The organism is Streptomyces sp. NPDC005496, assembly GCF_042872045.1.
Classification (GTDB): Bacteria; Actinomycetota; Actinomycetes; order Streptomycetales; family Streptomycetaceae; genus Streptomyces.
The window spans coordinates 340,775-365,591 of sequence record NZ_JBIAJQ010000007.1 but is presented as its reverse complement, the minus strand read 5'-3'; the positions used below and the strand labels follow the sequence as shown (position 1 = coordinate 365,591).

Here is a 24,817-nt window from a genome sequence, read left to right as displayed (position 1 = left end):
AGAGGTCTAGTCCACTCACGTGGTGTAGACCTTGTATCCGAAGTTTGAACAGGACTAGACAACATGGTGGGGACGAGCGGTGCAGCGGCGTAGGACAGGACTGATCGCGGTGGTGTCCGCACTGGGCATGACGGCGGCGCTCGCGGGCTGCGGTGGCTCGGCCGGCTCGAAGGACGTGACGCTGCGGCTGGTGGCCGCCGACTACGGCACCTCCGCGGCCGACAGCTCCCAGAAGTACTGGGACCGGCTGGTGAAGAAGTTCGAGGCCGGCCACCCGGGCATCGACGTCGAGGTCAGCGTCTACTCGTGGAACGACGTGGACCGCAAGGTCAGGGAGATGGTCGACGCCGGCAAGGCGCCCGACCTCGCCCAGATCGGCGCGTACGCAGACTACGCGGCCAAGGACCTGCTGTACGAGGCCGACGAGCTGCTCTCCATACCGACCCAGGCCGACTTCGTCCCGCAGCTCAGCAGCGCGGGCGAGACGCGGCGCATCCAGTACGGCATGCCCTTCGCAGCATCCACGCGGCTGCTCTTCTACAACAAGAAGCTGTTCTCCTCGGCCGGACTCACCCCGCCGAAGACCTGGGACCAGCTCGCCTCCGACGCGGCGGTGCTCAAGTCCAAGGGCGTCAAGATCCCCTACGCGCTGCCGCTGGGCCCCGAGGAGGCGCAGGCGGAGACCATGCAGTGGCTGCTGAGCGGGGGCGGCGGCTACACGCAGGACGTAGGCACCTATCTGATCGACTCCCCGGAGAACATCAGCACCTTCGACTGGCTGAAGGACGAGCTCGTCGACAAGGGCCTCACCGGACCGACCCCGCCCGCGAAGCTGAACCGCGCCGACGCCTTCGCCGCCTTCGCGCGCGGCGAGGTCGGCATGCTCAACGGACACCCCACGCTGATGCGGGCGGCCGCCGAGAAGGGCGTGAAGGTCGGCATGGTGCCGATGCCCGGCGTCGACGGCAGGAGCCGCGCCACCATGGGCGTCGCCGACTGGATGATGGCCTTCAAGCAGAACGGCCACCGCGACCAGATCGGCGAGTTCCTCGACTACGTCTACAGCACCAAGAACGTCCTCGCCTTCTCCCACGAGTACGACCTGTTGCCGGTGACCACCTCCGCGTCCGACGCCATGGCCGCCGACGAGGACGACCGCGATCTCGCGCCCTTCCTGGAGCAGCTGCCCGCCGCTGAGCTGTACCCGGTCGGCCGGACCAGCTGGGCCGGGGTCGCCGCCTCCGTCAAGCAGGAGATCGGCAAGGCCGTGAGCCCCGGCGGCCGCCCCTCGGCCGTCCTCGGCGAACTCCAGCGCAAGGCGACCATCGCGGAGAGCGCGGAGTAGGACCTACGGGCCCGCGCCGCCGCCCGTCCCGGGGCGGCGGTGTCGGTGCCGGGTACTACCGTGGCCGGCATGGAACAGCTCACCCCCCGGGAGCGGGCCGTCCTCGCGACCGAGCGCCGGAGTTGGCCCGGGCCGGGCGCCAAGGAGCGGGCCATACGCGAGGAGCTCGGTCTCGTGCCGGTCAGGTACTACCAGCTCCTCAACGCCCTGCTCGACGATCCGAGGGCGCTCGCCCACGACCCGGTGACCGTCAACCGCCTGCGCCGCGTCCGCGAGGCCCGCCGCGCGGAGCGCTGAGGCCGGCGGCCCGCACCTGACGCGATGAGACATGCGTGCGTACCGCCCCTCGCGGATAGGGTCGTCGTATGGGCAGCAACGCGGACTCCACGGACTCCCTGCCGACGCCGGTGACCACGGCCGGACGCGAGGGACTCGACGCCATCCTGGGACGGCCCGGCCGGGCCGTGATCGCACTCGACTTCGACGGGACACTCGCGCCGATCGTCCCCGACCCCGAACAGGCCAGGGCCCACCCCGGCGCGGTCCCCGCCCTCGCGGCCCTCGCCCCCAAGGTGGCGTCCGTGGCCGTCGTCACCGGGCGCCCGGCGGGCGTCGCGGTCCGCCACGGCGGCTTCGCGGGCGTCCCCGGCCTGGAGCACCTGGTGGTCCTCGGGCACTACGGCGCCGAGCGCTGGGACGCGGTGAGCGGCACGGTCAACGCGCCCGCACCGCACCCCGGGGTCGCCGCGGTCCGCGCCGAGCTGCCCGGTTTCCTGGACGAGATCGGCGCCTGGCAGGGCACCTGGATCGAGGAGAAGGGCCGCGCCGTCGCCGTGCACACGCGCCGCGCCGCCGACCCGCAGGCCGCCTTCGAGACCCTGCGCGGCCCGCTCACGGAGCTGGCCGCCCGGCACGGCCTGATCGTCGAGCCCGGCCGGATGGTCCTGGAGCTGCGGCCGCCCGGCGTGGACAAGGGCGTCGCCCTCACCGAGTACGTGCGCGAGACCGGCGCCGAGGCCGTCCTCTACGCCGGGGACGACCTGGGCGACCTGCCCGCCTTCGCCGCCGTCGACAAGCTCCGCTCCGACGGCGTACCGGGCCTGCTGGTGTGCAGCGGCAGCTCCGAGGTCGCCGAACTCGCCGAGCGGGCCGACCTCGTGGTCGAAGGGCCGGCCGGGGTCGTCGCACTCCTCGCCGCCTTGGCGGACCGGATCGTCTGACACACCGCGGCGCCCGGCACGGGACCCACCGTGCCGGGCGCCGGGGGAGCCGTCCGGGGACCCCGGACGGCCCGGGGCTCAGGCCCGCAGGGCGTTCAGCTGGTCCAGGAACCACTGGGCGGGCGGGAGCGCCGTCGCCGCGGCGGCCAGCCGCTTGGTGCGGGTGGCGCGCTCGTCCGGCGGCAGCGTCAGCGCCTCGTGCAGCGCGCGAGCGGTGCCCACCACGTCGTACGGATTCACCGTGACGGCGTCCTCGCCCAGCTCCTCGTGCGCCCCCGCCTCCCGGGAGAGCACCAGGACGCACCCCCCGTCCGAGACGACGGGCACCTCCTTGGCGACCAGGTTCATGCCGTCCCGGATCGGGTTGACCAGCGCCACGTCCGCGAGCCGGTACGCCGCGAGGGACCGGGCGAAGTCGTCCTTGACGTGCAGCACCACCGGCGTCCAGCCCGGCGTCCCGAACCGGGAGTTGATCGCGTCGGCGACGCGCTGCACCTCGGCCGTGTACTCCCGGTAGACGGCCAGGTCCTGCCGGGAGGGATAGGCGAAGGCGACGTGCACCACGCGCTCGTGCCACTCCGGACGGTCCGCGAGCAGCTGCTCGTACGCCAGCAGGCCCCGCACGATGTTCTTCGACAGCTCGGTGCGGTCGACCCGCACGACCGTCCGCCGCGGCGTCCCCTCGGGAGACGTGCCGATCTGCTCCCGCAGCGCCGCCATCCGGTCGTCCACGTCCGCCTCGTGCGAGCGCGCCCGCAGGAAGTCCGCGTCCGCGCCCAGGCCGTGCACCCCGATCCGGGTGTCGCCGACCCCGCCGGCCAGCTCCGCGCAGCACGCGGTGAACGCGTCCGCCCAGCGCCGGGTCAGGAAGCCCAGCCGGTCCGCGCCCAGCATCCCGCGCAGCACCTGGTCCGCGATGTCGTCGGGCAGCATCCGGAAGTAGTCGACGGGCGCCCACGGGGTGTGCGAGAAGTGCCCGATGAGCAGGTCCGGCCGCAGCTCGCGGAGCATCCCGGGCACCAGCGTCAGGTGGTAGTCCTGCACCAGGACCGAGGCGCCGGTGGCCGCGGACTCCGCCAGCGCCTTCGCGAAGGCCCGGTTGTACGCCTCGTACGACGCCCACTGGCGCCGGAACTCCGCGTCGAAGACCGGCTCCAGGGGCGTCTGGTACAGCATGTGGTGAACGAACCAGAGCACCGAGTTCGCGATGCCGTTGTACGCGTCCGCGTGCACCTCGGCGTCGATGTCGAGCATCCGCACGCCGTCCTCGCCGACCCCGCGCCGCACCGCCTCGCGGTCCCCGTCGCCGAGGGCCGCGCACACCCACAGAGCGCCCGCGTCCGGTCCGATCGCCGAGAGCCCCGAGACCAGTCCGCCCCCGCCGCGCCGGGCGTGGAGCGAGCCGTCCTCGCGTACCTCGTAGGAGACCGGTCCGCGGTTGGACGCGACAAGGATCTGGTGGTCACCGTGCGTGGAAGCCATAAGCCTCAACTTAGCCCGGGTCGGAACCGCTCAAACGTACGGACCTGACGGGTACCGGCCGTATACGACCGCCGGAACCCGTCACGGCCCGTCACTCCGGGAGCGGTCTCACGCCACTCTGCGTGAGCGGTACTCGGAGATCTCCGTCATCGGGGGCCGCTCCTCGGTGTCCACCGAGTAGGTGCGCGGCTCGAAGCCGTCGTCGCCCCGCTCGAACTGGGTGAGCGCCGGGCGGATCAGATGGCCGCGGGCCAGCCGGAGCTGCGCGGTGCGGTAGATCGCCGCCGCCATCCGGCCGAGCGCCTGCCCGTCCTGGTGGCGGTGCCTGCGCACCCCCACGTCGACCTGCGCGAGCGCGTCCAGGCCCACCAGGTGCAGCGCGTCGACCAGCATGCCGAGCTCGACGCCGTACCCGACGGGGAACGGCAGCCGCTCCAGCAGGGACCGGCGGGCCGCGTACTCGCCGCCCAGCGGCTGCACGAAGCCCGCGAGCTGCGGCCAGTGCATGTTCAGCAGCGGGCGCGCCATCAGCTCCGTGACCCGGCCGCCCTGGCCCGCGGCGGTCGTGCCGGCGGCGGACCCGTCGGACACGGTCAGCGGCCGGTCGTACATGGCCTTGACGAGATCGACGCCCGGATCGGTGAGCAGCGGGCCCACGATCCCGGTGACGAAGTCGGACGAGAACTCCTTCAGGTCCGCGTCGACGAAGCAGACGATGTCCCCGCTCGTCACGAGCAGTGACCGCCACAGGACCTCGCCTTTGCCGGGGACGGCCGGCAGGCGCGGCAGTATCTCGTCCCGGTGCACCACCCGGGCGCCCGCCGCGGCGGCGACCGCCGAGGTGCGGTCGGTCGAGCCCGAGTCGACGACGACGATCTCGTCGACGAGCGGGACCTGCCGCATGAGGTCGTGGCGGATGACGGCGACGATCTCGCCGACGGTCTCTTCCTCGTTCAGCGCGGGCAGCACGACGCTGACCGTCGAGCCCGCGGCGCGTTTCGCGGCCATCAGCCGGTGCAGCGGACGATCGGTGACGGACCAGGAGCGGGTGCTCAGCCAGCGCTCGACTTCTTCCAGCACGGTCTGCGGCTCCTCACTGTCTGCTCACACGCCCACCCGGGGTGTGATCCATCTCGCGGTTCGGACGACTATCTCAACTGTCCTGGCCGTCGGTTACAGTCTTGAACAACGCGGATGACCATCGCATGTCCTGATCCGGGAACCGCGCGCAGATCAACAACTGAACACCGCTCATCCAGAGGGGCAGAGGGATACGGCCCGTTGAAGCCCCGGCAACCCTCCAGCCGGTCTCGTCCTGATCATCGCCGATCAGCGTCGCGAGGCTCCCGGCTAGGGAAGGTGCCAAATCCGTCTCACGGCGAAGTGCGCCGTGAGGAAGATGAGGAGAAAGGGCCTCGCCTCCATGGCTGCGCAGACAGTTGCAAGCACCACGAACTCCCCCTCCGCCGCGGACTCCGTCGATCTCGGCCCCGCCGCCGCCCTCTCCTGCCGCGAGTGCGGACACCGCGTGCCGCTCGGCCCGGTCTTCGCCTGCGAGGAGTGTTTCGGCCCGCTGGAGATCGCCTACGACTTCTCGGACTACGACACCGAGGACCTCCGCAAGCGCATCGAGGCGGGACCCGCGAACATCTGGCGCTACGCGCCCCTGCTGCCCGTCCCGGCCGACGTCGCCGACAAGCCGAACATCAACCCGGGCTGGACCAAGCTCGTGCAGGCCGACAACCTCGCCCGCGAGCTGGGTGTCGAGGCCGGCAAGCTGTTCGTCAAGGACGACTCCGGCAACCCGACGCACTCCTTCAAGGACCGCGTCGTCGCGCAGGCCCTGGAGGCCGCCCGCGCCTTCGGCTTCACCACGCTCTCCTGCTCCTCCACCGGGAACCTGGCCGGCGCCGTCGGTGCCGCCGCCGCCCGGGCCGGCTTCCGCTCCTGCGTGTTCATCCCGCACGACCTGGAGCAGGGCAAGATCGTCATGGCCGCGGTCTACGGCGGCGAGCTCGTCGGCATCGAGGGCAACTACGACGACGTCAACCGCTTCTGCTCCGAGCTCATCGGCGACCCGGCCGGCGAGGGCTGGGGCTTCGTCAACGTCAACCTGCGGCCGTACTACGCGGAGGGCTCGAAGACCCTCGCGTACGAGATCTGCGAGCAGCTCGGCTGGCGGCTGCCGGACCAGCTCGTCGTGCCGATCGCGTCCGGCTCGCAGCTCACGAAGATCGACAAGGGCCTCCAGGAGCTGATCAGGCTCGGGCTGGTCGAGGACAGGCCGTACAAGATCTTCGGCGCCCAGGCCGAGGGCTGCTCGCCGGTGTCGGTGGCCTACAAGGCGGGGCACGACGTCGTGCGGCCGCAGAAGCCGGACACGATCGCCAAGTCGCTCGCCATCGGCAACCCGGCCGACGGGCCGTACGTCCTCGACATCGCGCGCCGGACGGGCGGCGCGGTGGAGGATGTCGACGACGGCCAGATCGTCGACGCGATCAAGCTGCTGGCGCGCACCGAGGGCATCTTCGCCGAGACGGCGGGCGGGGTGACCGTGGGCGTCACGAAGAAGCTGATCGAGAGCGGCGCCCTGGACCCGGCGCTGACCACAGTCGTCCTCAACACCGGTGACGGCCTCAAGACCCTCGACGCGGTGGCCGGGACCGGTCTGACCGCGACCATCCGCCCGAACCTGGACTCCTTCCGAGAGGCTGGCCTCGCATCATGAGCGTCAACGTTCGCATCCCCACGATCCTGCGCACCTACACGGGCGGCAAGGCCGAGGTCCCGGCGGAGGGCGCGACCCTCGCCGAGGTCATCTCGGACCTGGAGAAGAACCACACGGGCATCGCCGCGCGCGTCCTGGACGACCAGGGCAAGCTGCGCCGCTTCGTGAACGTGTACGTGAACGACGACGACGTGCGTTTCGAGCAGGGCCTGGAGACGGCGACGCCCGACGGCGCCGGCGTCTCGATCATCCCGGCCGTGGCCGGCGGCTGCTGACGACGCACCGTTCAACCGGATTGCCCTCTCCGTGAGAGAAACGGAGGGGGCAATTCTGCATGGTTGAGCGCGGTACAGTTGGGGAAGCCGCTTCGCTTTCCATGCCGGGTGCATATGAACACCGACCCGGTGCCCGATAAGAAGCAGCCAATGTACCCGGCATTTTTGAGCCTTTTACGGCATTTACGGGGCCCGACTTGCCCTGAATATGTGTGAATTCTCCACATACGGCCGATCGCCGATGCCCGGAATTCTCGTCCGATTGACCTGTTGCAGACGGCAGTTGGACAGATACATTCAGCCGCGGTCGACGCGTTCCGGCGCACACCCCCAACCGTTGGGGGGTGAGGTCTGACCCGGATCCGCGAAGTGTGGATCTGTGCAAGGGCCAGTAATAGGGGAGTTAGGCATGGCTCAGGGCACCGTCAAGTGGTTCAACGCGGAGAAGGGGTACGGCTTCATCGCGGTCGACGGTGGTGCGGACGTCTTCGTGCATTACAGCGCGATTCAGATGGACGGCTACCGCACCCTTGAAGAGGGTCAGCGAGTGGAGTTCGAGATCTCGCAGGGCCAGAAGGGTCCGCAGGCGGACATGGTCAAACTCGCCGTCTGATCTCGGCGCGATCGGCCACCGACGCACGCACTCACTCACGTCGAGGGGCCCGTATCCCATCAGGGGTACGGGCCCCTCGGGCGTTCCCGGGAGCGGCCGGGGTCCCCGCCGCTCCGGACGCGGAGGGGGTGGCTCGGGGCCGCGCAGGCGCTCGCAGGGCAGCCGCGACGCGCTCCGCGCGCCCCCTCGATAGGGCTCGCTGGGGAGGAGCACCTTGCACTCTCGGGGGTCGAGTGCTAATCATTGGCGTTAGCACTCTGAAGGTGAGAGTGACAACGAAGGACCGGGTCGGTGAGGCCCGCAGGCCATGTGGGGCAAGGAACCACGAGGCAGGCAGGCCGTCCGTCGCGGGCGCCAGCGCGGTCCGGAGCAATCCACCCCAGTCCGGGAGGACCACTTCACATGGCCAAGATCATCGCGTTCGACGAGGAGGCACGGCGCGGTCTCGAGCGCGGGATGAACCAGCTCGCCGACGCCGTCAAGGTCACCCTTGGTCCCAAGGGTCGCAACGTCGTCCTCGAGAAGAAGTGGGGCGCCCCCACGATCACCAACGATGGTGTTTCCATCGCCAAGGAGATCGAGCTCGAGGACCCGTACGAGAAGATCGGCGCCGAGCTGGTCAAGGAAGTCGCGAAGAAGACGGACGACGTAGCCGGTGACGGCACGACGACCGCGACCGTCCTGGCCCAGGCGCTGGTCCGCGAGGGCCTTCGCAACGTCGCCGCCGGCGCCAACCCGATGGCTCTCAAGCGCGGTATCGAGAAGGCCGTCGAGGCCGTCTCCGGTGCCCTGCTGGAGCAGGCGAAGGATGTCGAGACCAAGGAGCAGATCGCTTCGACGGCCTCCATCTCCGCCGCCGACACCCAGATCGGCGAGCTCATCGCCGAGGCGATGGACAAGGTCGGCAAGGAAGGCGTCATCACCGTCGAGGAGTCCCAGACCTTCGGTCTGGAGCTGGAGCTCACCGAGGGTATGCGCTTCGACAAGGGCTACATCTCGGCGTACTTCGCCACCGACATGGAGCGTATGGAGGCCGTCCTCGACGACCCGTACATCCTGATCGCCAACTCGAAGATCAGCAACGTCAAGGACCTGCTGCCGCTCCTCGAGAAGGTCATGCAGTCCGGCAAGCCGCTGCTGATCATCGCCGAGGACGTCGAGGGCGAGGCCCTGTCGACCCTGGTCGTCAACAAGATCCGTGGCACCTTCAAGTCCGTCGCCGTCAAGGCCCCGGGCTTCGGTGACCGCCGCAAGGCCATGCTCGGCGACATCGCCATCCTCACGGGCGGCGAGGTCATCTCCGAGGAGGTCGGCCTCAAGCTGGAGAACGCGGGCATCGACCTGCTCGGCCGCGCCCGCAAGGTCGTCATCACCAAGGACGAGACCACGATCGTCGACGGCGCCGGCTCCGCCGACCAGGTCGCCGGCCGGGTCAACCAGATCCGCGCCGAGATCGAGAACTCCGACTCGGACTACGACCGCGAGAAGCTCCAGGAGCGTCTGGCGAAGCTGGCCGGCGGCGTGGCCGTCATCAAGGCCGGTGCCGCCACGGAGGTCGAGCTCAAGGAGCGCAAGCACCGCATCGAGGACGCCGTTCGCAACGCGAAGGCGGCCGTCGAGGAGGGCATCGTCGCCGGTGGTGGCGTGGCCCTGCTCCAGGCCTCCTCGGTCTTCGAGAAGCTGGAACTGACGGGTGACGAGGCGACCGGCGCCAACGCCGTGAAGCTCGCCCTGGAGGCCCCGCTCAAGCAGATCGCCGTCAACGGCGGTCTCGAGGGTGGCGTCATCGTCGAGAAGGTCCGCAACCTGCCCGTCGGCCACGGTCTCAACGCCGCGACCGGTGAGTACGTGGACATGATCGCCGAGGGCATCATCGACCCGGCGAAGGTCACGCGCTCTGCCCTGCAGAACGCCGCGTCCATCGCCGCGCTGTTCCTCACCACCGAGGCCGTCATCGCCGACAAGCCCGAGAAGGCCGCCGCCGGCGGCGCCCCGGGCGGCATGCCGGGCGGTGACATGGACTTCTGATCCTTCCGGATCAGGCTCGTCCTTTCCGAGGGCGGCACCCCTTCCCGGGGGTGCCGCCCTCGGGCGTTTCCGGGGCGGGAGCCCCCGCCCACGTGGCCGGGATCACACCGCGGCACGGCGAGGACACGGAATGCCGCGGCGCCGGGGACCGTTGTCGGGAGGGTGGGTCAATGCACGTGCACATACCCACCGGAATGTCCGTCTTCCCCGCCCCGAGGAGCCCTCACGTGACAGCCGACGCCGCGTCCCGCGCAGCCGAGATCCTTTCCCGACCCGTGTCCCTGAACGGCCTGACCGTCCCGAACCGGATCGTGATGGCACCGATGACCCGGCAGTTCTCGCCGGGCGGTGTACCCGGTGAGGACGTGGTCGGCTACTACGCGCGGCGCGCCGCCGCGGGCGTGGGCCTCATCGTCACCGAGGGCACCTACGTCGGCCACGAGTCCGCCGGCCAGAGCGACAGCGTGCCGCGCTTCCACGGCGAGGAGCAGCTCGCCGGGTGGACGAAGGTCGCCGACGCCGTGCACGCGGCCGGCGGCACGATCGTGCCGCAGCTGTGGCACATCGGCATGGTCCGCCGGGCGGGCGAGCCGCCCTTCGCCGACGCCCCCGCGGTCGGCCCCTCCGGCATCCACACCGCCGGCGCCGAGCCCAAGGGCAAGGCCATGACCCAGCAGGACATCGACGACGTCATCGAGGCGTTCGCCAAGGCAGCCGCGGACGCCGAGCGCATCGGCTTCGACGGCGTCGAGCTGCACGGCGCCCACGGCTACCTGCTCGACCAGTTCCTGTGGTCCGGCACCAACCGGCGCACCGACGCGTACGGCGGCGACCCGGTGGCCCGTGCGAAGTTCGCGGCGGAGATCGTCGCCGCGGTCCGGGACGCCGTCTCGCCCGAGTTCCCCGTCCTGTTCCGCTACTCGCAGTGGAAGCAGCAGGACTACGACGCCCGCCTCGCCGAGACCCCGGAGGAGCTGGAGGCCATCCTCGCCCCGCTCGCCGCGGCCGGCGTGGACGCCTTCCACGCCTCCACGCGCCGCTACTGGGTGCCCGAGTTCGACGGGTCCGACCTGAACCTCGCCGGCTGGACGAAGAAGCTCACCGGCAAGCCCGCCATCTCCGTCGGCTCGGTCGGCCTGGACGGCGAGTTCCTCAAGGCCTTCCAGGGCGAGGGCTCCTCGGTCCGCGGCATCGACGACCTGCTCGACCGGCTGGAGCGCGACGAGTTCGACCTCGTCGCGATCGGCCGCGCGCTGCTCCAGGACCCGGAGTGGGCGGCGAAGGTCCTGGCCGGCCGCTACGACGAGCTGAAGGCGTACGACGCGGCGGCGCTGGGCTCACTGAGCTGACCCCGCCCGCATCGAGGGGCGGCGCCCGCCGTGACGCGGGCGCCGTCCCTTTCGCGTACCCGGCGCGGGTCAGCCGCCGGAACCGACGTGACCGACGAACGCGGCCCAGGCGGCGGGGCCGAAGGTGATCTCGGTCCCGGGGCTCTTGGAGTCCCGCACGGGCACGAGGGCGGGGTGACCGTCGGCGACCTCCAGGCAGTCGCCGCCATCACCGGCGCTGTAGCTGGACTTGCGCCAGCGAGCGACCTCCAGGCAGTTCCCGCCCTCGCCCCCGCTGTAGCTGGACTTGTACCAGGTGGTTGCCGTCGGGCCGTTCTCACGGGTGTTGGTCTCCATGGCCGTAATCCTCCGCCACGGACTCGATCAGGGCCAGGGAGTCCCGTGGTGAAAGGGCCGCCGCCTGAAGGAGGTTGAAGGTCAGGCTGTGCCGGGCCACCGTCGCCGGGTCGTCCAGCAGCTTGCCCATGTCCGGTCCCTCGACGAACGACAGCGGAGCCGCGTCCTCGAACTCCATCAGCTTCAGCGGACCGGTCATCGACGCGTGCGCCCCTGAAGCGAACGGGAGCACCTGCACCAGGATGCGGTGATCGTGTGCCAGGGCCGTCATGTGCCGGAGCGCCTCAGCCATCACGTCGGCGCCACCCACCTTCCGCCGCAGCACGGCCTCGTCCACGACCACCCACAACAGCGGCTCTGTTGGATGGTCGATCAGGCGCGCACGGTCCAGGCGGGCGGCCACCAGCGCCCGGATGTCGGCGTCGGGCGCCGTCGGCTTGTATGCGCGGAAGACCGCTTCCGCGTACCGCTCCGTCTGCAACAGTCCCGGGATCAGCAGGCTTGAGTACTCCCTGATCGCCGTGGCGATCGCCTCCGCCTCCGCCGCCTCGGCGAAGTGGTCCGGGTACCGGGACCTGGCCAGCGCCCGGCAGTTGCGCTCGAAGAACCCCTTGGTCCCGAGGATCTCGTCTATCTGGACGGCGTATTCGAGGTGCAGCCGCCGTGTCCCGGCCTCCAGCTGGCCGATGAACGAACCGCTCACGAAGAGCGGTTCGCCCAGCTCGGCCTGGCTGAGGCCCGCGTTCTCGCGGGCGTGCCGCAACTCCGCCCCGATCATGGCGCGGGGCGAGGACGCGGGGTCGAGGTCCTTCGGTCCGGGCATGGCAACTCCCTGTCACACAGCCTGGGTTGTTGAGACGCCGTCTCTGGCCAGGTTAGGGGCCCCCGACCACGCTGAGTACCGAACACGAACACTCAGCGTGGAGGGAACGCTCCGATGGAGATGACACCGGGTACACACGTACGGCCGACGGAGGAGATCGTGGCGGAGTTGCGGGCGGCGCTGGCCGGAGTCGGCGTGGTGCTGCCGTCGCTGCGGGTCGATCCGGTGAGCGGCGCGAGCGACGAGCCGTTCGCCCTGGTCGCGCTCGGCCGGTGCAACGTGGGCACCGCGCGGAAGCTGGCCGCCGTGCTCCGCGGCCGCGGCACCGCCGACGAGGGCGGTGGCGCGTGAGCGAGGAGTACGCGATCGACACGCGCGACGGCCGGCTCGGCCGGGTGATGGGACACGAGGGCGGCCTCGTACAGCTGCGGCCGCCCGGCGGCGGGCGGGAGTGGGACTGCCCGCCGGAGGCGCTGGCGGAGGCCCCGCCGGGGGAGGTGCTGCGGGCGCGGGTGCGGCGGCTCAACGCGGAGGCGCGCCTGCCGTGACCGCGCGGAAGGGGGCCGGAGCCGGGACGGCCCCCGTCCGCTCCCGGTCCGCCTACAGGTTCCCCATCGGCTCGATGTCGATCTTGACGGGGGTGCCCCAGATCCGCAGGACCTCGTAGTCGGTGAACTCGTGGACCAGGCGGTAGGCCATCCCGGGGCGGGGGGACCTGCGCTCGGCGGCGAGGTAGCGCTCGGCCTCGTGGCGGTCGCGGCGGGGGGTGCCGCACAGCTGCCATGCCTGGCCGTTCCACACCTCCGGCAGCCAGCGCTGCTGGGGCTGGGGGCGGTCGGCGCGGACGCCGTAGCGGGACTGGGTGCGGTCGGGGGAGTCGTCGGGTCCGCCGGGGCGGCCGTGCGCGAAGGAGCCGTTGACCTCGGAGCGGCGGGCGGCCCGGCGCCGGGTCTCGCACAGCAGGCACAGGTCGACGGCGCCCTCGTCCACCGGCCCGGTCGGGTGCTCGGCGCAGCGCGTGGTGGGCACCGCCGTGGTGACGGTCTCCTCCAGCAGGTCCAGGGCCCGCTTCAGGTCGGCCTTGACCTCGTGCAGCTTCGCGTCGGGGCTGTCGGCGCCGAGCGCCTCGCCGTGCTCGCCCAGCAGCCGCAGCGCGCGGCCCAGGGCGGTCAGCTGTGCGTGGTTCATGGGCGTGCGGTGTCCCTCCCGGGGCGGAGTGCTGTCCTACGAGAATCGCACACGCCGCCGACAGCGCGGGCCGGGCCGGTCAGCGCGGGGCCGCCGCCGTGTCCGCCGCTGTATCCGCCGCTGTGTCCGCCGGGGCCCCGGCCGGCCGTTCGACGGAGCCGAGGCCGAAGAAGTACGTCGCGGCGAAGCCGACCAGGTAGCCCGTGAGGAGGCCGCCCGCGTAGACGGCGGCGGTGAGGGTCAGGCTCCGGTTGCCGGAGAGGAGGGGGAACAGGGCCCAGCCCGACGGGCCGATCGCGGTCGAGCCGACCGTGTCGCCGACCATCGAGAAGAACCCGACGAACGCGCCGCCCGCCGCGCCGCCCGCGCAGGCCGTCACGAACGGGCGCCCGAGGGGCAGCGAGACGCCGTAGATGAGCGGCTCGCCCACCCCCAGCAGGCCCGCGGGGAGCGCCGACCGGATCGTCGTGCGCAGGGCGTGGTCGTGGCGCAGCCGGACGTAGACCGCCAGGGCGGCGCCGACCTGGCCCGCGCCCGCCATGGCCAGGATGGGCAGCAGGACGGTGTAGCCCTGCTGCTCGATGAGGGTCGTGTGGATCGGGATCAGCGCCTGGTGCAGGCCGAGCATCACCAGCGGGAGGAACAGGCCGCCGAGCACCAGTCCGGCGAAGGCGCCGGTGTGGCCGAGGAGCCAGTCCGCGCCCGTGCCGATCGCCGCGGAGACCTCGCCGGCCGCGTACATCAGCCCGTAGACGGTGACGAGGCCGGCCACGAGCACGGTGACGGTCGGGGTGAGCAGCACGTCGAGGGCGTCCGGGACCCGGCCGCGGCACCACTTCTCGACGTACGTCGCGAGGAGCGCCGCGGCCAGTGCGCCGAGGACGCCGCCCTGGCCCGGCGCGAGCGTGGTGCCGAAGACGGTCACCTTGGCGACGCCCGCGTACACGACGATCGCCGCGACGGCGCCGCCGAGGACGGGGGTGCCGCCGAACTCCTTCGCGGTGTTGAGGCCGACGAAGACGGCGATGAGCGCCATGAACCCGGAGGCGACCGCGGTGAGGGCGGGCGTGAGGGAGGCGAGCAGGCCGAGATTCACGAGCAGGCCGTTGAGGCCCGCGATGACGCCGCAGCCGATCAGCGCCGGGATCAGCGGGACGAAGATGTTCGCGACGCGGCGCAGCAGCAGCTTGAACGGTGTCGCGTTGCGTTCCCGGCGGGCGGCCCTGAGCCGGGCCCCGCGGCTCTCCAGGGTGTCGGCGGCCGTGGGGGCGGCGGCGACGAGCGCCTCGAACTCCGGGGTGATCCGGGCGACCGCGCCCGGGCCGAGGACGATCTGGTACGTGTCGTCGTCCACCACGCCGAGGACGGCGGGCAGCGCCCGCAGGGCGTCCTCCCGCACCCGCGTCCGGTCCCGCAGGCCGAGCCGCAGCCGGGTCATGCAGTGGGCCACGGACACGACGTTCGCGGCGCCCCCGACGAGGGGGAGGATCGCGGCGGCGGTGGCACGGGCGGTGGCTTCAGTGCTCATGCGGGCCTTGCTGTGCGGGAGGGACGGCGCCTGACGCCCATGGTGCCCCGCCCGTGCCGTGGCGGCCCGCGCGGCACGCTGAGCGCCGTCACCCGGCGCCCGCCCCGCACGGCCCGGGACCTCGCGGTGCCGGGCCGTCCGGGCGGCCGTGCTCAGTCGTGGTTGGCCCGCAGGGCGGCCCTCAGGTGACCGTCGCTGGTGTCGAGGAGACGGGCGGCCGTCGCGGCGTCGACCTCGCCGAGGATCGTCAGGATCGCGGTCTTGACCTCACCGTCCGTGGCGGCGAGCGCCGACTCGATCTCCTCGTCCGAGGCGCCGGTCGCCAGCGCGACGATGCGGCGGGAGCGCGCCCGGAGCTTCTCGTTCGAGGCGCGGACGTCGACCATCAGGTTCCCGTACGTCTTGCCGAGACGGATCATCGTGATCGTCGAGAGCATGTTCAGGACGAGCTTCTGGGCGGTGCCCGCCTTCAGCCGGGTGGAGCCGGTCAGCAGCTCGGGGCCCACCACGATCTCGATGCCGTGGTCCGCGGCGGCGGCGAGCGCGCTGTCCGCGTTGCACGACAGGCCCACCGTCAGCGCGCCCCGGGCGCGGGCGTGCTCGACGGCGCCGACGGCGTACGGGGTGCGGCCCGAGGCGGAGACGCCGACCACGGTGTCGTCGGCGGTCAGGGCCAGGGCGTCCAGATCGGCCGCGGCGAGCTCCCGGGAGTCCTCCGCGCCCTCGACGGAGGTGACCATCGCGCTGGGGCCGCCCGCGATCAGGCCGACGACCTGCGCGGGGTCGGTGTTGAACGTGGGCGGGCACTCGGAGGCGTCCAGCACGCCGAGCCGGCCGGCCGTGCCCGCGCCCGCGTAGATCAGTCGGCCGCCTCGGGACATCCGCTCCGCGATGGCGTCGATGGCCTCGGCGACGAGCGGCAGCCGGTCCGCGACCGCGGCGGGCACGGAGGCGTCCTCGCCGTTCATCAGGCGGGCGATCTCGAGCGTCGGCAGCCGGTCGATCTCGGAGAGCTCGGGGCGGAACGCCTCGGTGGTCAGGGTCTCCAACTGCGCGCGCAGACCGCGGTAGTCGTCGCCCCCGTCCGGGTCGCGGGGGTCGGCGTCACCCGGGGCGCGGTCGTCGTCGCGCAGGTCGCGGTGGTTGGAGGAGGCGTCGGCGGTGGAGGTCATGTGGAGCGGCTCTTTCCGGTGCTTTCCGCGCGTACGGGCGGGGCGTGCGCGCGTTCCGTGGATGCGTCGTCGGAGCTACGGGGATGGGCGGGCCGGTCGCGGTCAGCGGTGCGAGCCGCGCGGGCTGTGGCGGTGGGCCAGCGCCTCGTAGGAGGCGGAGAGCGCGGGCGCCGCGGTCTCGTAGGTCCGCTGGGCGACCCCCACGAACAGACAGTCCACGACGAGCAGTTGGCTCGTGCGGGAGGACATCGCGGCGGGCCGCAGCTCGCTCTCGCGGGCCGTGGAGGTGGTGAGGATGTGGTCCGCGTACTGCGTGACGGGTCCGTCCGGGCGGCCGGTGATCGCGACCGTCGTGGCCCCGTGCTCGAAGGCGACCCGCAGGGGCTCGATGACGTCGCCGGTGGAGCCCGAGTGCGTGATGGCTATCGCCACGTCCTTGGCGCGCAGCTGCACCGCGTTGGTGACGGCGAGGTGCGGGTCGCTGTGCGGGTGGGCTATGAGCCCGATGCGCAGCAGCTTCTGGGCGAGGTCCTGGGCGACCAGGCCGGACGCGCCGACGCCGTAGATGTCGACGCGGCGGGCGGCGGCGAGCGCGGTGACGGCGGCACCGAGCTGGACCGTGTCGAGTCCGGCCGCGGTGTCGGCGAGCGTCTGCTGCTCGTCGTAGGCGAGTTTGGCGACGACGTCGGCGATCGGGTCGTCGACCGCGATGTCCGCGGTGACGGCGGGCGCCCGCCCGGACTGCTGCTGGGCGGCCAGACCGGCGAGCGCGAGCCGCAGGTCCCGGTACCCCGGGTAGCCGAGGAGGCGGGCGGTGCGGACCACCGTCGCCTCGCTGGTGCCGGTGAGTTCGGCGAGGCCGGTGACCGTGAGGGCCGCGCAGCCGGCCGGGTCGCCGGCGACGGCCTCGGCGACGCGCTGCATGGAGCGCGTCATCGACGGGGCCAGCGTGCGCACCTTGGCCGCGAGGGCGGCGGGGGCGGGCGGAGCCTCCCCGGCGAAAATTTCCTTCACGTCATGGGTCACCAATGAAAGATATTTTCCTTTGGGGCATACGGTCAAGGGTGCGCACAATAGGTGCATGGACCCCATCAGCCCCCTGGAGCAGGCGCTGCACGCGGCGCGCGCGCTCGTGCTCGCCGACCTGATAGCGGGCGAGGTCGCCCAGGCGGACGTCGTCTCCCTCGTCGAGGAGTCGGTGGCGCAGCGCCGCTGGTGGGTCGAGCAGTGGCCGGAGGGCGCGGGCTACGTGGCGGGACTCGTCGCGCAGGACGTCCAGGACGCCCTGCTGGACCGGCACGGCCGGTGGCCGCTGTGCCCGGTCTGCGGCTCGGGCGACCCGCACGCGCTCGACGTGGAGCCCGAGTTGGGGCCCGACCCGCACTGGGTCTGCCACAAGGCGGGGGTGAAGGTCGCCTCCGTCGGTTCGCTGGGCCCCGCCGCCGGGAAGCCCTCGTCGTGACGGTGTACATCGACCCGCCCAACTGGCCCGGGCACGGGCGGATGTGGTCCCACCTCGTCAGCGACGTCTCGTACGAGGAACTGCACGCCTTCGCCGAGGAGTTGGGCGTCCCGCGGCGCGCCTTCGAGCGGGACCACTACGACATCCCCGCGCACCGCTACCCGGACGCCGTGCGGGCGGGCGCGGTCGAGGTCGGCAGCCGTGAGGTCGTCCGGCTGCTGTACGGCTCCGGACTGCGCAGGCGCAAGAAGTGGGCGGGACCCCGCTGAGACGTCCGCAGGCCCCGCCGGAGCGGCGGGTGCCTCACACCTCGGTGCGGACCGGATGCGGCGCCGAACCGGCCCCGGCGACCACGCGGGAGGCCCGGGTGCGCCGGTGCAGCCGCAGGGAGACGAGCACCACCGCGAGTCCGGCCACCGTCAGCGCGGCGCCAGCCCACGCCGTGGCGGCGTAGCCGAGGCCCGCGTCGATCACCGTGCCGCCGAGCCAGGGCCCGCCGGTGTTGCCCAGGTTGAAGGAGGCCGTCACGGTGGCACCGGCCAGGGTGGGGGCGGCACTCGCGACGTCGAACATCCGGGAGTTCAGCGCCGGTGCCGTGTAGAAGCAGGTGACGCCGAGGACGAAGGACAGGACGACCGCGGCGACGGCGTACTGGCCGAGGAGGGCGAGCGCGGCGAGGACGACCGTCGAGGCCGTGATGCCGCTGACCAGCACCCCGAAGAGGTGCGCGTCGGCGAAGCGCCCGCCGATCGTCGTCCCGATCAGCGCTCCGACGCCGAACAGCGCCAGCACCGTCGGCACCCAGCCGTCGTCGAGACCGGCCACGTCCGTCAGGAGCGGGGCGAGGTAGCTGAACGCGCAGAAGACACCGCCCGCCGCCAGCGCGGTGACGGTGACCGAGAGCAGCACCTGGGGATCGCGGTAGATACGCAGTTCCCGCTTGAGCCGCGGCTTCTCGTCCGGCAGCGGGATGCGCGGGATCAGCGTGGCCACCCCGGCCAGGGCGACCGCGGAGGCCGCGCCCACGGCCCAGAACGCCGACCGCCAGCCCAGGTGCTCGCCGAGGAAGGCGCCGGCCGGGACACCGAGGACGTTCGCGATCGACAGCCCGCCGATCATCACCGCCAGGGCACGGGCCCGCGCCGTCGCCGGGACCATCGCGACGGCCACCGCGGCGCCCACCGCCCAGAAACCGGCGCAGGCCAGCGCGCTCACCACCCTCGACGCGAAGAGCACCCCGTACGTCGGGGCCAGCGCGCCCGCGACCTGGCCGAGGCCGAACACCGTGATCAGCGCGAGCAGCGTGGTGCGGCGCGGCAGCCGCAGCGTCGCCACGGCCAGCAGCGGCGCGCCCACCACCATGCCGATCGCGAACGCCGAGATGAGCAGTCCCGCCTGCGGGATCGTGACGCCCATGTCGTCGGCGATGGGCGGGAGCAGCCCGGACAGCATGAACTCGCTCGTGCCGAGCGCGAAGACGGAGAGCCCGAGTATGTAGACGGCCAAGGGCATGCGGGGGCGATCGACGGGTGCGGGCATATCAGGGTGCAACGACCGGCGGCCGGAGCGCATTCCCGGCCGGACCCGGCCACGCGGTGACCCGGAGGCGCGGGGCGGCCCTCACGCGGTGAGCGCCGCCAGCTCCTCTCGCAGGTTCCCGCGGGCCCGCTCCTCCCACGCCTGCGCGCCGTACGGGGTGCGGAACAGCCGGGGCAGGTCCAGCAGGTGCCGCAGGACGTCGGCCCGGCCCGCGCGGAAGGCGTCCGGGGGGACGAAGGCGTACTCCTCGCGGACGGCGGCCGCGTACGCGGCGTACGCGTCCGGGGGCGAGGCCAGCACCGCGAGGTCGGCGTCGCACAGGACGGCGCCGTTCGCATCGCCCTCGCCGGGGTCGTGGCCGACGGTGAGGCGGACGAGCCGGGCGACCTCGGCGGTACGGGCCCCGTCGACGCCCAGCTCCGGCAGCGCCCGTTCGGCGAGCCGGGCGGAGCGCTCCTCGTTCGTCGAGCGGTCCGGCAGGTAGACCGCGTCGTGGAACCACGCCGCCAGCCGCACCGCGGCCGGATCACCGGCGTACTCCTCCAGGACGTCGATGCGGTCCAGGACCGCCAGGAGGTGGTCGGTGGTGTGGTAGCGCCGCTGCGGCTCGGCCCAGCGGCGGAGCAGGTCCTCGGCGTACGGGCGGGGAGAGGGGTCCGCCGCCCCGGGGTCCGGTGTGCGGGCCGCCGCGACCGCCGCCGCCCAGCGCCGTACCAGGTCCTCGTGCGCGGGATGCCGCCGCGCCGTCCCCGTCTCGTCCTGTGCCATGCCCGCCATTGTCCCCGGCACCCCCAGCGGGCGCCGCCGACCCCTACTTTGGTGGGCATGACTCTCGCGGACGTGCCAGACGTGTCGGACGTACGGGACCCGGAACTGCCCGGGCGGTTGCTCCGCACCGAACGTGACCTGCTGATCCCGCTGCTGCGGGCCCGCCCCGAGGCGGACTTCGCGCTGCGCACCGCCTGCCCCGGGTGGACCGTGCGGCACGTGCTCGCGCACTGCGGGGCCGTGCTGACCCGGGTGGTGGAGCGCCGTTTCGAGAAGGGGGTGTTCGAGCCCGAGGCCAACGACCGGGACATCGCCGAGCGGGACGGGCTGCCGGTGGAGCGGATCGTGGACGAGCTGGAGCGGGGGATGACGGAGGCGGGACCGGTGATCGCCCGGGCCGGCGGCGTCCTCGACGCGGTCGCGCTCGGCGAGTGGGTACACGCCGGGGACGTGCGCGAGGCGTTCGGGGAGCCGGGGGCGAGGGCCTGCCGTACGCCCTCGCGCTGCTTTCCCGCGTCACCCGGGAGCGGGACCACGTCCCCCTGCACGCCGACCTCGACGGCCTGGACGAGCCGCTGCGGCTCGGGCGCCCCTCGGGCACCCGCCCGCCGGCCCGGTACATCGGGGACGCGCCCACCCTCGTACGGCTGTACGCGGGCCGCCCCCTGGTGGGCACGCGGTACGAACTCGCCGGGGCGGCCGAGGCGGAGCTGAACGTCTTCGGGAACTGACCGCGTGAAGCGGGTGGCGGCCGCCCGCCACTCGCGCGATCTTCTCGCGGGCGCACGCGCTACGGGCGTAGTCTTGGATTGGACTAGACCTGTAGCCGCCCAAGGGAAGAGGTCCTATGAGCAAGCGTGCGGTCCTGGAGGTGATCGCCCTCGACGTCGAGGACGCCGTCGCCGCCCAGGCGGGAGGCGCCGACCGCCTCGAACTGGTCACCGACATGGCCGCCGACGGGCTCACCCCCGCCGTGGAGACGTTCGCCGGGATCCGCGCTGCCGTCGACATCTCGCTGCGCGTGATGCTGCGGCTGGCGGACGGCTTCGCGGCGGGCGGCGCCGAGGGGACCGCCGCGCTCGTCGCGACCGCGCGGGAGATGCGGGCCGCCGGCGCCGAGGAGTTCGTCCTCGGCTTCCTGGACGAGCAGGGCGGCCCGGACCTCGCCGTCGTGGAGCGGATCGCCGCCGAGCTGGACGGATGCCGGTGGACGTTCCACCGCGCGATCGACCGGGCCGCCGACCGCGACGCCCTGCGCAAGCAGCTCGCCGACCTGCCGGGCCTGGACGCCTATCTGACGGCCGGCTCCGCCGACGGCGTCGACGACGGACTGCCCACCCTCCTCGCGGAGGCGGCCCGCCGCGGCGAACCCGGCTACGAGCCGCAGGTCCTCGTCGGTGGCGGCCTCCGCCTCGACCACGTGCCCCGGCTGCGCGCGGCCGGCGTGGACGCCTTCCACATCGGCGGAGCGGCCCGCCCCGGCGGCTGGACGGCCCCGGTCGCCGCGGAGGCGGTCCGCGAGTGGCGGACGGCCCTGGACGCGTGACCCCGACCGGACGGGAAACCTGACCGGACGTCACCGCCTCCTGCAGGCATGCCGGTTGCCGCCCCGAGCGCCGACGCCCGGGGCGCCGGTACGCCGGGGGACGGAGGGGACACGGACGCACCGGCAAGGCGCCGGAAGGCGACCGATGTCGGCGACGGCCGTACCCGGCCGCCTGCCGGACCCCGTCCATGGGTGGGCGGAAGTCAATGGCGTCCGGCCGCCACTCGCGTGGTCCGCTGCACCTGGCCGCCGGGCGGCAACGGGCCGGAAGGCGACCGGTGTTGGCGGCGGCCGTGGCCCGGACACCAGGCGGGAGCCGGCTCCGCCCGGCCGGTTTACGGCAGTCCGCCGGGCCCCGTCCACGGGTGGGCGGGGTCCGTGGTGTCCGGCCGCCAATCGCGTGTCCGCTGCACCTGGCCGCCGTCCGGTAACTGGCCGGAAGGCGACCGGTGTTGGCGGCGGCCGTGGCCCGGACACCAGGCGGGAGCCGGCTCCGCCCGGCCGGTTTACGGCAGTCCGCCGGGCCCGGTCCGCGGGTGGGCGGGGTCCGTGGTGTCCGGCCGCCAATCGCGTGTCCGCTACACCTGGCCGCCGGGCGGCAACGGGCCGGAAGGCGACCGATGTCGGCGGCGGCCGTACCCGGCCGCCGGACGGGGCACCTGAGCGCTTGTTGCCCGGCGGATTCAGTCGAGTTGGGGTGGCAGGGGGGCCGTGTGGGTGACGATGAGGCCCGAGACGGCTCGGGTCAGGGCCACGTACAGGCGGCGCAGGCCGGTGCGTTCGTCGGGCTCGCCGTCGACCACGGCCCGCGGCTCGTCCAGCACCACGTAGTCGTACTCCAGGCCCTTGGCCAGCGAGGCCGGCACGAGGGTGAGCCGGGCGTCCGCGGTGGTCTCCTCACCCGGGTCCAGGCAGGGGATCCCGGCCGCCGCCAGCGCCTCCGCCAGCGCCGGGACCCGGGCGTCGGCGGCGATCAGGCCGATCGACCCCTCCCGGCGCAGCGACTCGGCGCAGGCGGCGACCACGTCCTCGACGGCGCCGACCTCCCGCACCTCGAAGGACCCCGGGTTCTCCCGCACCGACGCCACCGGCGTCAGCCCCGGCGCGATGTAGGGCAGCAGCCGGGACGCGTACGTGATCACGTCGGTGGGGACGCGGAAACCGGCCGTCAGCTCCTCCACGACGGCCTCGGTCTTGCCCAGGTGCGCGAGCGCCTCCTCCCAGCTCCGCGTCGCCCAGGGCGTCGTCCCCTGCGCGAGGTCGCCGAGCACGGTCGCCGAACCGGTGGTGCAGCGCCGCCCGACCGCCCGGTACTGCATGGGCGACAGGTCCTGCGCCTCGTCGAGCACCACGTGCCCCAGCGAGTGCGTGCGCCGGACGAGATCGGTCGCCTCGTCGATCAGCACGGCGTCCGCGGCGGACCACTTGGCGCTCTTCACGCTGCGCACCGGCTTCGCCCAGAGGATCGCCTTCTGCTCCTCCTCGTCGAGGAGCCCACCGGCGTGCGCGGCGAGGAAGTCCGCGTCGGACAGCAGCCGCAGGACCAGCTTCGCCGGGTCGACGGGCGGCCAGATCGCCTTGACCGCCGCCTTGACGGCGCTGTTGCGGGCGACGGCGTCCTGCACCCGGTCGTCCGGGGCCTCGCCCGCCCGCTCCATCTGCACGAGGACGGCGTGCGCGATGCGCTGCGGCAACGCCTCGCCCGCGGCGCCGTACCGGATGTCACGCTCCGTCAGTTCCCGGACGATCTCCTCCAGTTCGTACACCGGGACGCGCCAGCGCCGGGAGCCGCGCACCACCACGACCGGCTCGGCGGGCGGCGTGACGTGCGAGCGGACGGCCCTGCGCAGCACCTCGGCCATCCGCGCGTCGCCCTTCACGACGGCGGCCGTGGCGTCGTCCGTGCCGCGCACCTCCACATGGGCCACCAGGTCGTCGACCGTGGCCTGCCGGACCTCCAGCTCGCCCAGCGCCGGCAGGACCTGCTCGATGTAGTGCAGGAAGGACCGGTTCGGCCCGATCACCAAGGTGCCGGTGCGGGCGAGCCGGTCCCGGTGCGCGTACAGCAGGTACGCGACCCGGTGCAGACCCACCGCCGTCTTCCCGGTGCCGGGGCCGCCCTGCACGCACACGGAACCGGAGAGGCCCGCGCGGACGATCTCGTCCTGCTCGGGCTGGATGGTCGCCACGATGTCGCGCATCGGGCCGACACGCGGCCGCTCGATCTCCTGCTGGAGCAGCTTGCTGGTGGCCGCGGCCTCGGCGGGGTCGGAGAGGTGCTCGTCCTCGTACGCCGTGAGGTCGCCGCCCGTGTAACCGAAGCGGCGGCGCAGCGCCACGTCCATCGGGTCCTTCTTGGAGGCCCGGTAGAACGGCTGGGACACCGGGGCGCGCCAGTCGATGACCATGGGGTCCCCGTCGGCGTCGTGCACGTGCCGGCGCCCGATGTAGAACCGCTCGCCCTCCGCGCCCTCGGCCCGGTCGGCGCCGGGGGCGTGGAGGTAGTCGAGGCGGCCGAAGAACAGCGGGGTGTGGCTGAGGTCGGCGAGGGCCGCGATGCGCTGGTCGATCTGGTTCTGCAGGACCACCGCGTTCACCCAGTTCGCGGTGACGTCCTTGATGTCGAGCGACTCCACGTCCTCCCGCATGGCGCGCAGCGCCGCACGGGACTTCGCGAGGTGCGACCGCTCGCGGACGAGGGGATCGTCGGTTTCTTCGGGCATGGGGGACACGGGTGTTGCCTCCGGGGAACGGGCTGCGTCGCTGGTGGTCTGCCGTCCGGTTTCCGTCCGGACGGCGGCACTCCGTGAAGGGAGGCGGGCAAGAGCGGAGATCCTAGGTGAAGACGGGTGGCGGGTGCCAGCCGATTTCGGGGTCGCGACCCCGAGTTTCCTTAGGGGTACCGGGCGCCCGGGTCACTCCCGAGGGGGAGAGGGCGCGGCCCGCAGGCGTAGGCAAAGGGCGCCGAGGTTACATCGGAAGACCGACGTATCCGCTGTGTCCGGATTCCATGATGGAAGCATGAGTGCAGCGACCTTCACACCCCACCGCGTCCCGCCGAGTGGTGCGACCGCGCTCGACAGCGGCCACCATCGGCATCGTCTCGGCGACGCCCTGCGCGCCGTCAAGGTCTTCGCGACCGCCGCCGTCGGCGTCGTCCTGCTCGGCGAATACGGCGAGGAAGCCGGCGTCCACCGCCGCTGACTGGCCCCGCCTCCCTGCTCACCACCAGGGCGAGCCCTCGCTCCCACCCGCGGAGCACCATTGGGGCACCGTCAGAGTGGGCCAGCTCCCCTGACGTACATCCAGCGCCCGGCGCTGCGACGACGTCGAGGCGAGTCGCCGAGCCCGGCGCCAGGGGGTGCCGCCCGCGCAGGCCCACTCCCCCTGACCCGCATCAGCACCCAGCACTTGG

Annotated in this window: 25 protein-coding genes, 1 pseudogene and 1 riboswitch; of the genes and pseudogenes, 15 read left to right on the top strand and 11 right to left on the bottom strand. The window is 72.8% G+C overall.

From position 1 onward, the window contains the following. Positions 1–127: 127 nt before the first annotated feature. The 3 genes from ACFYQQ_RS23305 to otsB all read left to right on the top strand — a co-directional run bounded on the left by ACFYQQ_RS23305 (position 128) and on the right by otsB (position 2,565). On the top strand, positions 128–1,345 hold the full coding sequence (locus ACFYQQ_RS23305) for an extracellular solute-binding protein (protein WP_355794352.1): 1,218 nt from the start codon (positions 128–130) through the stop codon (positions 1,343–1,345). Positions 1,346–1,414: 69 nt separating this feature from the next. Next, positions 1,415–1,642, top strand: coding sequence for a DUF3263 domain-containing protein (locus ACFYQQ_RS23300; RefSeq protein ID WP_355794351.1), 228 nt, complete (start codon positions 1,415–1,417; stop codon positions 1,640–1,642). A 68-nt stretch (positions 1,643–1,710) separates the two neighbouring features. After that, on the top strand, positions 1,711–2,565 hold the full coding sequence (gene otsB / locus ACFYQQ_RS23295) for a trehalose-phosphatase (RefSeq protein ID WP_356174534.1): 855 nt from the start codon (positions 1,711–1,713) through the stop codon (positions 2,563–2,565). Between the two features lie 78 nt (positions 2,566–2,643). Here the strand turns inward: otsB and ACFYQQ_RS23290 are convergent, their stop codons facing one another. Both ACFYQQ_RS23290 and ACFYQQ_RS23285 read right to left on the bottom strand, forming a co-directional pair. Further along, entirely contained in the window at positions 2,644–4,047 is a 1,404-nt protein-coding gene (locus ACFYQQ_RS23290; RefSeq protein ID WP_356174531.1) for a trehalose-6-phosphate synthase, read from the bottom strand. A 108-nt stretch (positions 4,048–4,155) separates the two neighbouring features. Then, positions 4,156–5,127, bottom strand: coding sequence for a glucosyl-3-phosphoglycerate synthase (locus tag ACFYQQ_RS23285; RefSeq protein WP_355783836.1), 972 nt, complete (start codon positions 5,125–5,127; stop codon positions 4,156–4,158). Between the two features lie 168 nt (positions 5,128–5,295). After that, positions 5,296–5,453: riboswitch (SAM riboswitch) on the top strand. A gap of 17 nt (positions 5,454–5,470) precedes the next feature. On the opposite strand from ACFYQQ_RS23285, the gene thrC reads away from it, so the two are divergent. From thrC to ACFYQQ_RS23260, 5 genes are all read left to right on the top strand, one after another. Continuing rightward, positions 5,471–6,775 carry a threonine synthase gene (thrC, locus tag ACFYQQ_RS23280; protein ID WP_355783839.1) on the top strand — a complete coding sequence of 435 codons (1,305 nt, stop codon included), beginning with the start codon at positions 5,471–5,473 and terminating at the stop codon, positions 6,773–6,775. Then, a complete protein-coding gene (locus ACFYQQ_RS23275) occupies positions 6,772–7,050 on the top strand; it encodes a MoaD/ThiS family protein (protein WP_355783842.1) in 279 nt (92 codons plus the stop codon). Before thrC ends, ACFYQQ_RS23275 begins: the two co-directional genes overlap by 4 nt. Before the next feature lie 409 nt (positions 7,051–7,459). Then, positions 7,460–7,663 (top strand): cold-shock protein, encoded by a 204-nt coding sequence (locus ACFYQQ_RS23270; protein ID WP_005315736.1) that lies wholly within the window; start codon positions 7,460–7,462, stop codon positions 7,661–7,663. Positions 7,664–8,065: 402 nt separating this feature from the next. Next, positions 8,066–9,691: a chaperonin GroEL gene (groL, locus tag ACFYQQ_RS23265; RefSeq protein WP_355783845.1), complete on the top strand. Its 1,626-nt coding sequence runs from the start codon at positions 8,066–8,068 to the stop codon at positions 9,689–9,691. Positions 9,692–9,918: 227 nt separating this feature from the next. Beyond that, positions 9,919–11,040 carry an NADH:flavin oxidoreductase gene (locus ACFYQQ_RS23260; protein ID WP_356174527.1) on the top strand — a complete coding sequence of 374 codons (1,122 nt, stop codon included), beginning with the start codon at positions 9,919–9,921 and terminating at the stop codon, positions 11,038–11,040. Positions 11,041–11,109: 69 nt separating this feature from the next. Here the strand turns inward: ACFYQQ_RS23260 and ACFYQQ_RS23255 are convergent, their stop codons facing one another. Together ACFYQQ_RS23255 and ACFYQQ_RS23250 are read right to left on the bottom strand one after the other, a co-directional pair. Continuing rightward, the gene (locus ACFYQQ_RS23255) at positions 11,110–11,376 is read right to left on the bottom strand and encodes a DUF397 domain-containing protein (protein ID WP_355781909.1); all 267 of its coding nucleotides are present in this window, start codon (positions 11,374–11,376) and stop codon (positions 11,110–11,112) included. Further along, a complete protein-coding gene (locus ACFYQQ_RS23250; protein WP_355781912.1) occupies positions 11,357–12,199 on the bottom strand; it encodes a helix-turn-helix transcriptional regulator in 843 nt (280 codons plus the stop codon). The genes ACFYQQ_RS23255 and ACFYQQ_RS23250 overlap by 20 nt, the downstream gene beginning before the upstream one ends. A 114-nt stretch (positions 12,200–12,313) precedes the next feature. Between ACFYQQ_RS23250 and ACFYQQ_RS23245 the strand changes: the two genes are divergently transcribed. Then, the gene (locus ACFYQQ_RS23245) at positions 12,314–12,550 is read left to right on the top strand and encodes a hypothetical protein (RefSeq protein WP_355781915.1); all 237 of its coding nucleotides are present in this window, start codon (positions 12,314–12,316) and stop codon (positions 12,548–12,550) included. Then, the gene (locus tag ACFYQQ_RS23240; RefSeq protein WP_355781947.1) at positions 12,547–12,747 is read left to right on the top strand and encodes a hypothetical protein; all 201 of its coding nucleotides are present in this window, start codon (positions 12,547–12,549) and stop codon (positions 12,745–12,747) included. Before ACFYQQ_RS23245 ends, ACFYQQ_RS23240 begins: the two co-directional genes overlap by 4 nt. Positions 12,748–12,799: 52 nt before the next feature. Here ACFYQQ_RS23240 and ACFYQQ_RS23235 read toward each other — a convergent pair whose 3' ends face one another. The 4 genes from ACFYQQ_RS23235 to ACFYQQ_RS23220 all read right to left on the bottom strand — a co-directional run bounded on the left by ACFYQQ_RS23235 (position 12,800) and on the right by ACFYQQ_RS23220 (position 17,113). After that, positions 12,800–13,387 carry a hypothetical protein gene (locus tag ACFYQQ_RS23235; RefSeq protein WP_355781918.1) on the bottom strand — a complete coding sequence of 196 codons (588 nt, stop codon included), beginning with the start codon at positions 13,385–13,387 and terminating at the stop codon, positions 12,800–12,802. Between the two features lie 79 nt (positions 13,388–13,466). Then, positions 13,467–14,915, bottom strand: coding sequence for a PTS transporter subunit EIIC (locus tag ACFYQQ_RS23230; RefSeq protein ID WP_355781921.1), 1,449 nt, complete (start codon positions 14,913–14,915; stop codon positions 13,467–13,469). 152 nt (positions 14,916–15,067) lie between these two features. Beyond that, positions 15,068–16,087: an N-acetylmuramic acid 6-phosphate etherase gene (murQ, locus tag ACFYQQ_RS23225; RefSeq protein WP_355781924.1), complete on the bottom strand. Its 1,020-nt coding sequence runs from the start codon at positions 16,085–16,087 to the stop codon at positions 15,068–15,070. Between the two features lie 102 nt (positions 16,088–16,189). Next, positions 16,190–17,113 carry a MurR/RpiR family transcriptional regulator gene (locus ACFYQQ_RS23220; RefSeq protein WP_355781927.1) on the bottom strand — a complete coding sequence of 308 codons (924 nt, stop codon included), beginning with the start codon at positions 17,111–17,113 and terminating at the stop codon, positions 16,190–16,192. 55 nt (positions 17,114–17,168) lie between these two features. On the opposite strand from ACFYQQ_RS23220, the gene ACFYQQ_RS23215 reads away from it, so the two are divergent. After that, positions 17,169–17,549: a hypothetical protein gene (locus ACFYQQ_RS23215; RefSeq protein WP_355781930.1), complete on the top strand. Its 381-nt coding sequence runs from the start codon at positions 17,169–17,171 to the stop codon at positions 17,547–17,549. Continuing rightward, positions 17,546–17,818 (top strand): DUF4031 domain-containing protein, encoded by a 273-nt coding sequence (locus tag ACFYQQ_RS23210; protein WP_355781933.1) that lies wholly within the window; start codon positions 17,546–17,548, stop codon positions 17,816–17,818. Before ACFYQQ_RS23215 ends, ACFYQQ_RS23210 begins: the two co-directional genes overlap by 4 nt. 34 nt (positions 17,819–17,852) lie before the next feature. Here the strand turns inward: ACFYQQ_RS23210 and ACFYQQ_RS23205 are convergent, their stop codons facing one another. Together ACFYQQ_RS23205 and ACFYQQ_RS23200 are read right to left on the bottom strand one after the other, a co-directional pair. Then, on the bottom strand, positions 17,853–19,061 hold the full coding sequence (locus ACFYQQ_RS23205) for a Cmx/CmrA family chloramphenicol efflux MFS transporter (protein ID WP_355781936.1): 1,209 nt from the start codon (positions 19,059–19,061) through the stop codon (positions 17,853–17,855). Between the two features lie 108 nt (positions 19,062–19,169). Beyond that, positions 19,170–19,856 carry a hypothetical protein gene (locus ACFYQQ_RS23200; protein ID WP_355781938.1) on the bottom strand — a complete coding sequence of 229 codons (687 nt, stop codon included), beginning with the start codon at positions 19,854–19,856 and terminating at the stop codon, positions 19,170–19,172. A gap of 57 nt (positions 19,857–19,913) precedes the next feature. Between ACFYQQ_RS23200 and ACFYQQ_RS23195 the strand changes: the two are divergent. Further along, positions 19,914–20,587, top strand: a pseudogene (locus ACFYQQ_RS23195) (maleylpyruvate isomerase family mycothiol-dependent enzyme). A 116-nt stretch (positions 20,588–20,703) separates the two neighbouring features. Further along, positions 20,704–21,402, top strand: a complete 699-nt coding sequence (locus ACFYQQ_RS23190; RefSeq protein ID WP_388905023.1) for a copper homeostasis protein CutC — start codon at positions 20,704–20,706, stop codon at positions 21,400–21,402. 683 nt (positions 21,403–22,085) lie between these two features. On the opposite strand, the gene ACFYQQ_RS23185 is transcribed toward ACFYQQ_RS23190, so the two are convergent. Beyond that, positions 22,086–24,125: an ATP-binding domain-containing protein gene (locus ACFYQQ_RS23185; protein ID WP_355785027.1), complete on the bottom strand. Its 2,040-nt coding sequence runs from the start codon at positions 24,123–24,125 to the stop codon at positions 22,086–22,088. 298 nt (positions 24,126–24,423) lie between these two features. Here ACFYQQ_RS23185 and ACFYQQ_RS23180 point away from each other — a divergent pair, with 298 nt between their 5' ends. Then, positions 24,424–24,606 carry a hypothetical protein gene (locus ACFYQQ_RS23180; RefSeq protein ID WP_356174508.1) on the top strand — a complete coding sequence of 61 codons (183 nt, stop codon included), beginning with the start codon at positions 24,424–24,426 and terminating at the stop codon, positions 24,604–24,606. Positions 24,607–24,817: the final 211 nt, after the last annotated feature.